The organism is Paludibaculum fermentans, from assembly GCF_051172195.1.
Lineage (GTDB): Bacteria > Acidobacteriota > Terriglobia > Bryobacterales > Bryobacteraceae > Paludibaculum > Paludibaculum fermentans_A.
Map to the genome: position 1 here is coordinate 5,429,650 of NZ_JBPJAQ010000001.1, position 12,395 is coordinate 5,442,044.

General features: G+C 61.8%; 13 protein-coding genes. 8 read left to right on the top strand and 5 right to left on the bottom strand.

Annotated features, from left to right (window positions below; all coding sequences use genetic code 11):
- Positions 1 to 115: 115 nt before the first annotated feature.
- Positions 116 to 928, top strand: a complete 813-nt coding sequence (locus ACR9Y2_RS21815; protein ID WP_435043776.1) for a class I SAM-dependent methyltransferase — start codon at positions 116 to 118, stop codon at positions 926 to 928.
- A gap of 120 nt (positions 929 to 1,048) precedes the next feature.
- Here ACR9Y2_RS21815 and ACR9Y2_RS21820 read toward each other — a convergent pair whose 3' ends face one another.
- Together ACR9Y2_RS21820 and ACR9Y2_RS21825 are read right to left on the bottom strand one after the other, a co-directional pair.
- Positions 1,049 to 1,366: a DNA-binding protein gene (locus ACR9Y2_RS21820; RefSeq protein ID WP_435043777.1), complete on the bottom strand. Its 318-nt coding sequence runs from the start codon at positions 1,364 to 1,366 to the stop codon at positions 1,049 to 1,051.
- A 462-nt stretch (positions 1,367 to 1,828) separates the two neighbouring features.
- Positions 1,829 to 2,287 carry a hypothetical protein gene (locus ACR9Y2_RS21825; protein ID WP_435043778.1) on the bottom strand — a complete coding sequence of 153 codons (459 nt, stop codon included), beginning with the start codon at positions 2,285 to 2,287 and terminating at the stop codon, positions 1,829 to 1,831.
- A gap of 426 nt (positions 2,288 to 2,713) precedes the next feature.
- Here ACR9Y2_RS21825 and ACR9Y2_RS21830 point away from each other — a divergent pair, with 426 nt between their 5' ends.
- The 3 genes from ACR9Y2_RS21830 to ACR9Y2_RS21840 all read left to right on the top strand — a co-directional run bounded on the left by ACR9Y2_RS21830 (position 2,714) and on the right by ACR9Y2_RS21840 (position 4,878).
- Positions 2,714 to 2,929 (top strand): DUF433 domain-containing protein, encoded by a 216-nt coding sequence (locus ACR9Y2_RS21830; RefSeq protein ID WP_435044889.1) that lies wholly within the window; start codon positions 2,714 to 2,716, stop codon positions 2,927 to 2,929.
- Between the two features lie 51 nt (positions 2,930 to 2,980).
- Complete coding sequence (locus ACR9Y2_RS21835; protein ID WP_435044890.1) at positions 2,981 to 3,262, top strand: DUF5615 family PIN-like protein; 282 nt, start codon at positions 2,981 to 2,983, stop codon at positions 3,260 to 3,262.
- Between the two features lie 380 nt (positions 3,263 to 3,642).
- Positions 3,643 to 4,878: an alpha/beta hydrolase-fold protein gene (locus tag ACR9Y2_RS21840; protein ID WP_435043779.1), complete on the top strand. Its 1,236-nt coding sequence runs from the start codon at positions 3,643 to 3,645 to the stop codon at positions 4,876 to 4,878.
- Between the two features lie 220 nt (positions 4,879 to 5,098).
- Here ACR9Y2_RS21840 and ACR9Y2_RS21845 read toward each other — a convergent pair whose 3' ends face one another.
- Together ACR9Y2_RS21845 and ACR9Y2_RS21850 are read right to left on the bottom strand one after the other, a co-directional pair.
- The gene (locus tag ACR9Y2_RS21845; protein ID WP_435043780.1) at positions 5,099 to 6,121 is read right to left on the bottom strand and encodes a tetratricopeptide repeat protein; all 1,023 of its coding nucleotides are present in this window, start codon (positions 6,119 to 6,121) and stop codon (positions 5,099 to 5,101) included.
- A gap of 79 nt (positions 6,122 to 6,200) precedes the next feature.
- Positions 6,201 to 7,460: a sigma-70 family RNA polymerase sigma factor gene (locus ACR9Y2_RS21850; RefSeq protein ID WP_435043781.1), complete on the bottom strand. Its 1,260-nt coding sequence runs from the start codon at positions 7,458 to 7,460 to the stop codon at positions 6,201 to 6,203.
- 678 nt (positions 7,461 to 8,138) lie between these two features.
- On the opposite strand from ACR9Y2_RS21850, the gene ACR9Y2_RS21855 reads away from it, so the two are divergent.
- The 4 genes from ACR9Y2_RS21855 (at position 8,139) to ACR9Y2_RS21870 (ending at position 10,308) form a co-directional block, all read left to right on the top strand.
- The gene (locus ACR9Y2_RS21855) at positions 8,139 to 8,519 is read left to right on the top strand and encodes a hypothetical protein (protein WP_435043782.1); all 381 of its coding nucleotides are present in this window, start codon (positions 8,139 to 8,141) and stop codon (positions 8,517 to 8,519) included.
- 543 nt (positions 8,520 to 9,062) lie between these two features.
- Positions 9,063 to 9,362 (top strand): type II toxin-antitoxin system Phd/YefM family antitoxin, encoded by a 300-nt coding sequence (locus ACR9Y2_RS21860; RefSeq protein WP_435043783.1) that lies wholly within the window; start codon positions 9,063 to 9,065, stop codon positions 9,360 to 9,362.
- A 122-nt stretch (positions 9,363 to 9,484) separates the two neighbouring features.
- A complete protein-coding gene (locus ACR9Y2_RS21865) occupies positions 9,485 to 9,781 on the top strand; it encodes a putative toxin-antitoxin system toxin component, PIN family (protein ID WP_435043784.1) in 297 nt (98 codons plus the stop codon).
- A 167-nt stretch (positions 9,782 to 9,948) separates the two neighbouring features.
- Positions 9,949 to 10,308: a four-helix bundle copper-binding protein gene (locus ACR9Y2_RS21870; RefSeq protein ID WP_435043785.1), complete on the top strand. Its 360-nt coding sequence runs from the start codon at positions 9,949 to 9,951 to the stop codon at positions 10,306 to 10,308.
- Between the two features lie 73 nt (positions 10,309 to 10,381).
- Here the strand turns inward: ACR9Y2_RS21870 and ACR9Y2_RS21875 are convergent, their stop codons facing one another.
- Entirely contained in the window at positions 10,382 to 12,193 is a 1,812-nt protein-coding gene (locus tag ACR9Y2_RS21875; protein ID WP_435043786.1) for a winged helix-turn-helix domain-containing protein, read from the bottom strand.
- Positions 12,194 to 12,395: the final 202 nt, after the last annotated feature.

Here is a 12,395-nt window from a genome sequence, read left to right on the forward strand (position 1 = left end):
ATCTGGATCCGGCGGCAAACGCAACGACGTAAACGAACATCGATCCGGCGGGCCGCCACAGCTTCGCTCCTGCCGCCCCGTGACCTACAATCATGGGTGCGCACGATGGACGACCATGACATCCGAATCCATCTGGTCCGGTGACTACAAAATCCCGTGGGACGACCCGGCCTTCAGCAGACGCATGCTGGCCGAGCACTTGACCCAGGACCACGACATGGCGAGCCGGCGCTTGGAATGGATCGATCGCCAGGTGGAGTGGATCCACCGCCAACTATTGGCCGGGCGCTGCGCGAACATCCTCGATCTGGGCTGCGGACCCGGCTTCTACTCGCATCGTCTGGCAGCGTTGGGCCACCAGTGCCGCGGCATCGACTTCGGGCCCGCCTCCATCGACTATGCCCGGCGCGCAAGCCGCGACCAGTCACGCTGTGAATTTGTCTTGGGCGACATCCGCCGGATTGCGTTCGGCGGCCCTTACGATCTGGCGATGATCCTCTTTGGTGAGATGAACGTGTTCCCGCCTTCGGAGATTAGCGAGATCCTCCTGCGAGTGCGGGCCAGCCTCGTGCCGGACCACGGCGTCCTCATCCTCGAAATCCAAACGCCGGAGGCCGTCGAACGCACGGGACACACCCCGCCCTCCGACGAGCACCTCACATCTGGACTGTTCTCGGATGGCGCATATCGATGCCAAACCCGGTGCGAGTGGGTTCCGGAGCAGCACGTCGCCGTCCAGCGGTTCACGGTCAGCGACGATGCCGGCGCTACCACGGTGTACCGCAATACGACGAAAGCCTGGAGTGTCGAGGATCTCACCGCTTTGCTGCAGGCCGCCGGCTTCGACCGGGTGCTCCCTCGGGCAGATTGGCCTTCCAACACAGACAGCCTGGCCCTCTGGAGTGCGGAAGCCGCCATGGCTCGGTGAAATCCTGCCCGACCCAGCGCGTATTGCCACCTCGCAGAACAACGTTCATGATCGCCTGCATCTTCAGCGGCTGCGGCTGTGCGAACGGCGCCGCCCGTCTTCTCCCACTGGCGGTTGAGTCTACCTCCTCAGCGCGAGCTCAAAACGGATGCCCTCGGTTTGCAGCAGGACCGTTACGATGCTGGTGAGGTTCACGGCAGACGGGCTGCCCTTGGGTCCGAGCATGCGCATCAGGCTCTTGGCCGGGATGTGGGTCCGTTTCTCAAGGTCCTGAAATCCAACGGTGGCGTTGACGTAGTCGCGCAGCACCGCTTTGCCAGTCTGCAGATCGCCGTTGAGAATGCACTCGACGGCCTCCCGCAGCAGCGCCTGCCGAAACTCCGGCTCCTGCTGAGCACGTTGGCGGATCGTTTCTTTGAAATCGTGGGTTAGGGGCATGCTCACTTCTCCTCCTTCTTGCGCCGTTTGTAATCGGCCCAGCAGTCCGTGGCAGTCCAACTTTCTCAGGTTGGGGCGCATCCACAAGAGCCACTTGCGCAAACGTCAGATCCCGCTGCCGCTGGTTGGCTTTGCCTCCACTGTAGTTTGCACCCCGGTGCGCACTTCCACAGCCAGGCCCGCCAGAGTTCGCCCGAACGCCGGATCAGTGCGCCAGAAAAGGGGACGTCTGACACTTCGCGAATTGTCGCACAAGCATCCATTCTCGACAGTAATGAAGAACCGGCGATGCTTCCTCATGTTGTCTACGACTCGCTGCTCGCGTATGTCGGCAAGAAGCTCACGCGGCGTTGCCTCCATCGCCGGGAATTCGGGTCCTGCGCACTGCAGTCGGTCTGCGATCCATGCGATCGGCACACGTTGTCCGCACAAGCGCGAGCAGCCGTCCACGGCCGCCCAAACCTACGACACTCGATTCACTCCCGAAAAACTCGCACTCCGGAACCGCGCCAAGTCCGGCGCCACCGCGTGGCTCTCCGCCTGAAGCCGGCAGTTCTCCAACAGGGCCGCCAGGTCGCGAGCCTTCATTCCGTAGTTGTCCGGCAACTGACCGTCAAAGCGGGCGATCACCGTCGCCATCCGCAGCAACAGGCTCTTGGTCTTCTTGTGCTCCTCGGTGAACGTGAAGCAGACAATCCGGCTCACCGGGATGATGCCCAGGTATCGCCGGGTCAGGACTCCGAACGACCGGATGTCGGCCCAATTGTACCGGTGCTCGCGAAACGCGATCCGGTACGTGAATCCCTGGGCATCCAACTTCAGCCAGGCAGCGCTCGGCAGGAGACTGGTGAAGAAGATGAATGCGCCAATGCCGGCCAGCAATGCCCAGAGCAATCCGCCGCCGCCTGCGCTCAGGCCCATCAGCGTAAAAACCGCGCAGGCCGCCGCCAGAGACAACGTACGGAGCCGCCCGGGATACAGAATCCGTTCGTTTATCCCCTCACGGGTCGGTGGGAATGGAGGGGTTCCAGTGCTGATTGGGGGCATGGGTCCGTAATCGGCAAACCATAGCAACCGTTGAGTAGGGCAATCGCCCGATTTGTCTCAATACGAAACCTGGGTGGCAGCCGGGACCCGCTCCCTACGCTTCCTCCCGAGAGCTCCGTGCGCGCTCATAGGACGCCTGGGCCTTCGGACGAAGTGAGACTAGGATCGGCTTAACCCGGAGAATGCTAGGGGAACGCCGAATCCTACCGTGCACCCTTCGCAAAGGGTTGTGCATCCTGGACGCGCGCGCCGGCGTGGTGGCGACGCGCAACTCCACCGGCGTTAACATCGGAGGTGAAGATCGTGGACGAAAAGCGCATCACCATCGAGCCTGGTAAACGGTCCGGCCAGCCCTGCATCCGAAATCTACGGATCACCGTGTGGGATGTGCTCGGTTGGCTCGCTGCCGGTAAGAGCGAGGACCAGATCATTCACGACTATCCCGAATTGGAACTGGATGACTTCCGGGCCGTTTATGAGTACGCCGCCCGAGTCGGGCGGCGAGTCGCACTCTGAAGCTGCCGCTGGACGGGAACCTCTCCCGGCGCCTCGTCGACAGTTTGGCTGATTTGTTTCCCCCACTCCACGCGCGTGGCCATGGCGAGATGGCTCCATTCTCCCGACATCCGCATCTGGGAACACGCGAAGGCTGGCGATTACGCCATTGTTAGCGCGGATGCGGACTTCTACGAACTTGCCTCCCCATTCGGCCCGCCACCCAGGGTCATCTGGTTGCGCGGCTGCGATTACCCGACCGCTGTTGCGGAGCGGCTCATTCGCGGCCAGGCGATCCGCGTGACGGAGTTCCTGAACGATCCTGACCGGGCTGTTCTGATATTGACGCCGTAGCCTCTGATCGCACCTTCGCCGATTCCCACGTCACACAAGCAACGCCAGCAGTGCCAACAGGCGACGCCGCTGAGCGAGGTCGAAGCCCGGTGCGAGCAGCATGGTCCGGCCGGCGGGCCATCGAATCTCGTCGCCAAGGCGAACGCAATCCCGGATTGAGGAGCCATATCGGAGTGCATCCATCAGGCATTGACGATGCCTCAACTGAATCGGTACATCAATCCTGTATCATCGAGCCACGCCCCGGGCGGAACGCCGCCAGCGCCCCCACCCACCCCCACTGGCATTCCGTCCCCCAGTGGAATACGATGTCATCCAGGAAAACCCGAGCGACCTCGCCCGCGGCGACCAACCCTACTGAATTCGATCTGGAGGCAAACATGAGGCTGACCGCACTAGCAAGTCTGGTCCTGGCTTTCGCCGGCTCCTGCCTGGCGCAGGGCTCGGGCACTTTCAAACCCGCGACATCGAATGTCCTCGATGCACAGTATCCGCGCGTTGATAACGATTCACGCGTCGAGATCCGCTTCAAAGCGCCGGATGCCGCCAAGGTCAGGGTCAACTTCTGGAGCGGTCCCAAGGCCGACATGGAAAAACAAGCGGATGGCTTCTGGACGTTCACCACGCCGCCGCAGGCTCCGGGGCTGCACTACTACACAATCATCGTCGATGGCGCCGAAGTCAGTGATCCCGGCAGCACGGCCTACTATGGCGGCAGCAAATGGGCCAGCGCGGTCGAGGTACCCGAGGCGGGCTCCACCTACTACTTGCCCCAGGATGTTCCCCACGGGCAGGTGCGCGAGATCTGGTACAACTCCAAGGTCACCGGCACCTGGCGGCACGCCTTGGTCTACACGCCCCCGGGCTATGACACCCAGATCAAGGAACGCTACCCGGTGCTCTACCTCCAGCACGGCGGCGGCGAAGATGAGTCCGGCTGGACCCGCCAGGGCAAAGCCAATTTCATCCTTGATAACCTGATCGCCGCCCGCAAAGCCAAGCCGATGCTGGTGGTGATGGCGAACGGCTACGCTCGGCGCGCCGGCCAGACCATGCCCGATCTCCGTGGCAAAGGATTCGGTTCTCCCGAGATGAGAAAGGTGATGCAGGACATGATGACGGCGTTTGAAGACGACGTCACCCAGGCGCTCATCCCCTACATCGATTCGAACTTCCGCACCCTGACCACCCGCGAGCACCGCGCCATGGCCGGCCTTTCCATGGGCGGCATGCAGACCTTCCACGTGACCTTTAACCACCTCGACCTGTTCTCCTATATCGGCGGCTTCAGCGGAGCGGCCAACGCCTTCGCGGCGGGCAGCGACAAACTCGACACAAAGACCGCGTTCAACGGAGCCATGGCCGACCCCGCCGCCTTCGCAAAACGAGTGCATCTCTTGTGGTTCGGAGTCGGCACCACCGAGCCCGAGCGCATGCGGCAGGGCATCCAGAAACTGCACGCCTCGCTAGAGGAGGCCAAGATCCAGCACGTCTACTACGAGTCGCCAGGCACGGATCACGAATGGCAGACCTGGCGTCGCGACCTGCAGGACTTCGCGCCACGGCTCTTCCAGGCAGCGGGCCAGAAGGCCGTAACCGCGGCACAGAAGAAGTAGGGAGTCAGGCAGTCACAGACGCAAAGAACGCAGGCAGCCAGGACGTCCTTGCTCAGGCGCAGGGACGTCCCGGCTTGTCATTTCGCGAATTGCCGCAAAAGCATCTATTCTCGACAGTAATGAATGGGCGGCAAAGCCACTGCGCTGGCGGACGAAGCTAATTGGGGTATGGTTGGCCGAGAGCAGGCGGACTTCAACGATGGGCCGGGATAACGTCAGATCAACGCTTCGGCGGGGTCCGGCGGGCGAGGTCCGATGCGTCAATCGTGCGACGACCGTGCAGGTTCACCGATGGACCACCCAGTATGGCGAGGGCGCGCGCCTCGAGTCGACCTGCGAGCGCACCCTTCTTTTGCGCGCGCAGCACTACCGCATAGTTGCACAGGATCTGTCCGACCAGCGGATGCTCAGGCCCCAGGGCGCTTTCGGCAATGTCCAGCGCGCGCCGATGAAAAGAGGCCGCGAGGCCGAATCTTCGCGCGCGGAAATGCAGTGTTGCGATGTTCCCGAGCAGACTGGCCCACCTATAATCGCCGGGTGGAAGAGTCTCCGCAGCCACTTGCTGCGCCCGATCGTAGTAGCTCAACGCAGTGTCTTCTCTGCCGGCCTGCTCAAACATCAACGCCAGGTTGTTTAGCGGTGCCAGCCACTCAGGCCCGCGGGGCGCCACTGATTCCCAGATTTCGAGCGACTGCGACAGATACTTCACCGCTTCGGTATACTCGCCCTTCGATCGCGCCAACACGCCCAAATTGCCGAGGAGCTGGGCCAAATCCCGTCTTGCCGTTTCCTGTCCCGATAGGCTGGAGGCCAGGGAAGCCAGCCCAAGTCGCTCCAGCTTGGCGAACTGCAAGGTCTCGGCGTAATGAGTCGCCAGGTTGTTGATGGTGCGGACGGTTTCCAGGGCGTCCGGACCGCGGACTTGCTTCCACGCCTCGATCGCGCGGCGGTAGCACGCCTCCGCCTGTAGGTGCATGCCTGATTGGTGGTAGACAAATCCGAGATTGTTCAGTATTGTCGCGCGGTTCTCTGTGGAAGCCGGCAGTGCCAGCGCCGCGAGAAGGTGTTGTTCCGCCTCATGAAGGCGCAGCGATTGTAACGATTGTTGTGCGGCCCATACTCTTCGTTCAATCTCTTCCTCCTGCGAGAAGACTGTGACCGCGCCATCGGCAATACAACGCGGCACTAATAGCAGGGCCGCGGTCGCCGTCTGGATAGCGAAACGGCAAAGCTGTGGCTTCACTTGGGTACCTCGATGTCGTATCCACGAAGGGGTTGCCCGTAACTCTGGTTAGGGGCCGCGCGACTTCTGCCACCGGCTGTTAAGCCAGGCTAATTACGTCGATTGTGCGAATGTCGTCGATCTCAAAGCGGAGCATGGCCAGGCGTTCAAGGCCGTATGCCACGCCTACCGCGGTGTGGCGCGCTGGATCCCCGCCCAGATAGCGGACTATGCGATCCGTATAGACACCCCAGGCGGCAACCTCGGTCCACTTGCCATCATGTTCCACCTCGATTTCCCTGGCATAACTGCACAAGGAGTAGTTCAGCGGAACGATCTTCACTGCCTTTCCAGGAAGCAAGGCCTCTATCGACTGGAGAACTCTGCCTGCCACGCTCCACTGGTCACTGCTCTCATGTTCCTCGAGCCAGAGGATCTCAGCCTGATGGAATGCTTCCAGATGGGTGGCATCCGGTTGATCGTTTCGATATGCCTTGCCGGCAGCCCACACCCGCAGCGGTTGGCCCTCGAAATGAACTCTCATCAGCAGCGGTAATGTGAGGTCGGAGCGGAGGGCTCGATGATCGTCAATCCGGTAAAGGTCCGGCAGTGTCAGGTAAGGCAAATCGCAGCCCATGGCTTTAGCTATTTCCGTCAGGTCGAGGATCTCCGGAAGTTCCACCTCGGCAAAGTTGCTGTAAAAGCCTCGAATCGACTCGAGTATCCTGCCCACCGGATTGTCGGGGAGGTCCGTGAGCTTGGGACGGGCTAACAGTTCAACAATCTCGGCTGAGAGGTCCGCCCCGGGATCCTCCGGGCCAACGTCGCGCTGCTCTGCCATCTCCATTTCCTTCCTCAATTTGTCTCGTATGCGCTGCAACCGTTTTCTCATCACCGCCTCGTCGATTCCGGCGTCGCCTGCCAGTCGGGCGGTACTCCAACGCCCGTGATACCGGCGGTCGCACAGGCGGCGTTCCGAAGCCGTCAACGTTAGCAGTGCGCCAGACAGCAGGCGCCTTTGTGCCTCTGACCACCTTGTTTCCGCCTCGTCCAGCACCGGCACGACGGAGATGTCGTCGAGTCGGAGCAGGGTCGTGCGACTGGCCTTGCGAAGGGTTTCAGCGACCGTTATGACAATCCTGCGAAGCCAACTGATGAACGCCGCGGGCTCCTCCAACTCCGCCAGATTACGGAATGCCCGCAGATAAGCTTCTTGAGCCGCATCCTGAGCCTGATCCGGATCCTGCAAAACACGAAGTGCGACGGCATACGCCATAGCCTGCGTGGCGTGAACCAGCAGGCTCCACGCATCGAGGTCGCGCGTCTTGGCCCGCGCAACAACGCTGGTGAGGTGCTCCATTCGCTTGCTTGCTGTCCTCAATGAAAAGACACTCAGCCGCTCACATTGTGACAGCGCCCCCGAAGAAATTCCTCAATACTCCCGGCTGGAGACCGCAGCGCCTCCGATGCGGCATTCTCTCCTCCGGTTGACGTCGAGCGGATCTCGTGGTGAGAGTACACTGGGATGCTCCTCCGCCTGACCTGGCCCGCCGCCCGAGTCACGGCCATTTTCTTCCCAATCCGCTCCGGAACCAACCCCATCCGGGGGCTCCGCACCAGATTGCACAAAACGCACCAAACAAGTCGGAATCAGCGGGTGCAAATGAGCGGTGGGACGGGTGCGACCGTCCCGCGCTTACACCAACATGAAACGGGTCCCCTACTGTCACTTTCGTCCGTTTCTCCCCAAAAAGCCCCACGCCGAAATGCCGGTCACAGCTTAATCTAGAATTCACGTTCTTCGTAACCCCATAAGAGTCAACCTCGTCCCGCCTCCACGAAGCAGCCCTCCCTCCAGTCGCTGGCAGACCGCACTCTATAATCTGCCCCGAGGTGACATATGTCAGTGAACATGAGATCGGATCGGCCGCGCAGCCAAAGCAAGCGCTCGCACGGCCCTGTTGCGGTGGACGGCAAAGCCCGTTCCGCTTACAACTCAACCGGGGACGGCTGCCAAGCCGCGTCCGGACATCAGCCCGTGCACCCTCTCCTTACTAAGAAGGAGGACGAGGCCGAATACCAGGAACTCCTGAGCAGCCTGTGCCAGGACTTCCACCCGGCGAATTCTCTCGAATACGCCCTCGTCCGCGAACTCTGTTTCATCGAGTGGCGGATCAAACGCAACCTCTGCCTCGAAACGCAGATTCTCAACGAACAGATCGACGCCGAATGCGACGCGATCCGCAGCCGCCGGGGCTCGGTTCGAGGCATCAAGCCCCTCGACGTCACAATCCTTGCCACGCAAACGCTCCTCGACAATGCCCCAATCCTCCCCCTCCTCGGACGCGATCTCGCCTGGCTCCAGCGCGCCCGCCGCGAAACCCTCAACACGCTCTTCTCCCTCCGTAAACGCCGGTAAGCAGCCGCCGGCTCGCTTGAACTTCTTGGTGCCTCAAAACCCCGGATCACGTGCTACACGTGGCCGGACACGCTCTTTGAAATTCAAACCTTCTGACTGGTTCGGAACTCCGGCCAATCCCGGACGAAAGCTGCTCCCAACTCCAGTCCCGTCAATGCCGCCGCTCGCCACAATCCACTCACAGCGCAGGAACAAAGCCATGCAGCCCAGGCGACCGCGGCTCCTGGTTGCGCCGTTTCAGTACTTGAATCCAACCGCCCAATCCGTCCGCTGTGAGGGATCAAAGCCATTCGGCCGAGATCGCCTAGCCATGGCTGCGTCGTTTGTGGAGGCGAGGTCAACCGCCCAATCCACTCGTTTTGAGGGAACAAAGCCATGCAGCTCCAGCGGTCGGCCCCCGTGGCTGCCTCACTCGACGAAACGAGGTCAACCGCCCAATCCACCCACTGTGAGGGAACAAAGCCATTCGGCCCAGACGGCCGGGTTTGGCAGCGCCATTGCATATAAACTAAACAGTTCAGATAATTGAAATGCATACTTACCATGCAGCCCACCGACAAGAATGAGAGCATCGTCGTTTCGGCCCTGACCGCCCGCACCGGCTTCAGCAAGCTGTTGCGCCGTGTGGAAACCGAGCATCGCTCGCTTGTCATCGAGAAGCGCGGAACGCCGAGGGCCGTTCTGCTCAGTATCCGCGACTATGTGCGGCTTGCGGCACCGGAGCCCGAAGTGCTCAGGCTCATTGGGCAGGAATCTCAACAGAAGGGCACTAACAAGCTGACGTCGCGGCAGATTGAACAGGTCATCCAGTCGACGCGCGCCAAAAAGCGCAAGCCCGCGTGATTCCGCTCCGCCTCGTCATCGATACCAACATCCTGGTCTCGGGGGCACTCAAGGCAGACGGGCTCCAGCGGACCGTTCTACTGCTTGCCACCACGAAACCAGCCGCCCTGTAGGTTTCCGAGGTGATTCTTGACGAATACCGCGAGGTCCTGGCGCGGCCGGAACTCAAGATTCGCAAAGGGCTTCGCCAGCAACTCCTGGAACTTATGCGGAGCAAGGCCCACCTCGTCAAGCCATCCCGCGAGCTCCTGGTCACGAAAGACCCGGACGACAACAAGTTCCTGGAATGCGCCGATACGGCTCGCGCCGATTACCTCGTGACTGGCAATCAGAAGCACTTCCCGAAGTTCTGGAAAAAGACCAAGGTGATCACATCGCGCGAGTTCCTTGACATCGTGGCGCCGCACCTGATTCCGTAAGGCATTTGAATAGTGAGCACCAGGGACCTCCTCGCCACGGTTGCCATGCGCGGCTAATCTCCCTACAGTGTGGGTAAGTGAATTGTTTCCCGCTTCGGTGGAAGGGATGGCATTTGCCATCTATTCAGAGGGAGATCAAACATCGAACAAAGAATCGGAGAAACAATATGCCTCACAATAGCCACCTGAGCAAGAGCATGCGCGATTGCGCCGAGAACTGCCTCGACTGCCATGCGATCTGCATTGAAACGATCGCGCACTGCTTGATGCGGGGCGGGGAACACGCTGCGCCCCAGCACCAACGGCTGCTGGCCGATTGCGCTCAGGCCTGCGCCACTAGCGCCGGCTTCCTGCTACGCATGAGCGACTACCACCATCAGTATTGTGAGCTGTGCGCCACCCTGTGCCAGGCGTGCGCCGAGGATTGCGAACAGATGGACAGCAGCGACGAAACCATGGCCAAGTGCGCCAAACTATGCAGGCGCTGCGAGCAGAGCTGCCGGCTAATGAGTCCCGCGATGGCGTAATCGTTCGAGCAGGGCAGGGCATGGCAATGGCCGGCAGCCTGGGCAGAGATTCCCCGGGCCGCTGGCCAGACACCTACATCAAATGCAGTTGGGCGAGCACCGCCTTGGCCCTGGGATGTTGGCGAATTGGGTCGAAGATCGGATTCACTTTCGCCGTGATCAGCCACACTGCGTGGGCGCTCGCCATGCGCTCCAGCCAGTCCAGCGCCTCTTTCTCGTGGGCCTGTCGGATGTGCCCGAACATCACCACATGCGGCGGCACTCGGCCCGCGAGGGCGTCGGCTTCCAATTGCGCCAGTGCTGCCCGGGCAGCGGCCGCATCGCGCCGTGGCAGCCAGGCGGTCCAGATGCGGCGGCAGTCTCCGGTGTTGGCCGCGCAATCGGGCAGGGTCATGGCGGTGCGGAATGCGTCTTCCTCCCGGCCCAGCATCATGTAGGTGAATGCAATGCGCTCCCTCGCCAGCGCGAACGAGGGCTCGTGCCGGGCTACCCTCTCCAACAACTCCAGGTTGCGGCCGTAGTTCCTCTCGAAGAAATACAGCTGCGCCTCGTCCACCTGCACGATAGGCGAGATGGGATCGATCTCGCGGGCACGCGCAAACTCGCTGCCCGATTCTTCAAATCGCCCCAGGATCGACAGAAACTCGGCATACCAGTGATGAGCGGTGGAGTAGTTGGTGGCCAGCCGGATGGACTCGCGATATTGCCGCTCCGCTTCTTTCCAGTCCCAGTCGAGGTTTTCGTTAATGAGCCCCAGCGTGGCATGCGCTTCGGCCAGGTTCGGGTCCAGTTGCAGGGCTCGCAACGCCGTCACTTTGGCTTTCGGCAGCATCTCCAATTGGGGGTAGTAGCCATAGGCGCCCAACAACAGGTAGCAATCGGCCAGTCCGGAGAATGCCCGCGCATAAGTTGGTTCGGCTTCGATGGCCTGGCGGAAGAAGGCGGCGCCTTTTTCCAGGCCCTCGCGGGTCCGCTTGCCCCACTCGTACCGGCCGTCCACGTACAACAGATGCGCCTCGGGGTTCAGTTCGCGACGAGCTGCGCCGCCCGGGGGCGCCGCCGCCTGCAGGTGGAGGGCGAGCTTGGCGGCCACTTCTTCGGCGATGGAATCCTCCAGGGCAAAGAGCCTGTTGGCCCGCGATTCGATGCTCTCCGCCCAAAGGGCTCTGCCGTCCGTGGCGCGGATCAGCCGGATGCCCGCCCGCACGGAACCTTCACTGAATTGGACGGTGCCTTCCAGGACGACGTCGGCGTCCAACTGCTTCGCCGCCTGCAACGGGTCGGTGGGGTCCTGTTCGAAGCGCCGGACGGCGGACAACGGACGTACGACCAGGCCGTCCAGGTTACTGAGCCGCGTGATCAGGGCATCGGCCAGGCCGACACTGAGAGCACCGTCGTGCGCCGGTCCCCCGACAACCTGGAAGGGCATCACCGCCAGCCGGTGCACACGGTTGCCCGGTCGTGTCGCGCCCCACGCCAGCAGGATCGCCACCAGGACAATCGCCAGGACGGTGGCCTGTAACCACAGCCGGGACTTTCGAGGCGGGCTCGCTTCCACCGGCGGGTCCTTCCGCGGCGCGTGCACCTCGGCCGCAAACCGATAACCGAACTTCGGTACGGTCTCGATCCACTCCTGCTGCTCCGTCTGGCCCAGCGCCTTGCGAAGGTCGGAGATGGCCCGGGCGAGCACCGCCTCGTCGACGTGGACATCGCCCCATACCGTGCGCAGCAGCGTATCCTTCTCCACCAGCGTGTTGCCGCTGCCAAGCAGCACGCACAGCACATCGAAGGCTTTGGGGGTTACTTTGACCGGCACGCCCCCACGCAGGAGCGTTCTTTCCCGCTGGTTGAGGCGAAAGTCTCCAAACTCGAAAAAACGTGCCATATCAAGCACATCCGCGCGGGCGAGAGTTTCTTCAGAATAATTTCAGGAGGAATCCAGGGGACCAGTCTGATCTTTGCCCAGTATACTTCGGTCCTCCGGGGGCTGCACTCTTAGCGGCCGGCCTGGCAGGCAAACCTGCTGCCGGCTGCCCCAGGAGGAGAGAGTCGCAGCCGTTGGGACCGGTCCTGATTCGCCTCATATG

Bases quoted from the DNA above. Each gene is read 5' to 3' on its own strand.
- ACR9Y2_RS21870 (WP_435043785.1), top strand. From the start codon at position 9,949: ATGCCTCACAATAGCCACCTGAGCAAGAGCATGCGCGATTGCGCCGAG.
- ACR9Y2_RS21825 (WP_435043778.1), bottom strand. From the start codon at position 2,287: ATGGGCCTGAGCGCAGGCGGCGGCGGATTGCTCTGGGCATTGCTGGCC.
- ACR9Y2_RS21860 (WP_435043783.1), top strand. From the start codon at position 9,063: ATGCAGCCCACCGACAAGAATGAGAGCATCGTCGTTTCGGCCCTGACC.
- ACR9Y2_RS21850 (WP_435043781.1), bottom strand. From the start codon at position 7,460: ATGGAGCACCTCACCAGCGTTGTTGCGCGGGCCAAGACGCGCGACCTC.
- ACR9Y2_RS21840 (WP_435043779.1), top strand. From the start codon at position 3,643: ATGAGGCTGACCGCACTAGCAAGTCTGGTCCTGGCTTTCGCCGGCTCC.
- ACR9Y2_RS21820 (WP_435043777.1), bottom strand. From the start codon at position 1,366: ATGCCCCTAACCCACGATTTCAAAGAAACGATCCGCCAACGTGCTCAG.
- ACR9Y2_RS21815 (WP_435043776.1), top strand. From the start codon at position 116: ATGACATCCGAATCCATCTGGTCCGGTGACTACAAAATCCCGTGGGAC.
- ACR9Y2_RS21875 (WP_435043786.1), bottom strand. From the start codon at position 12,193: ATGGCACGTTTTTTCGAGTTTGGAGACTTTCGCCTCAACCAGCGGGAA.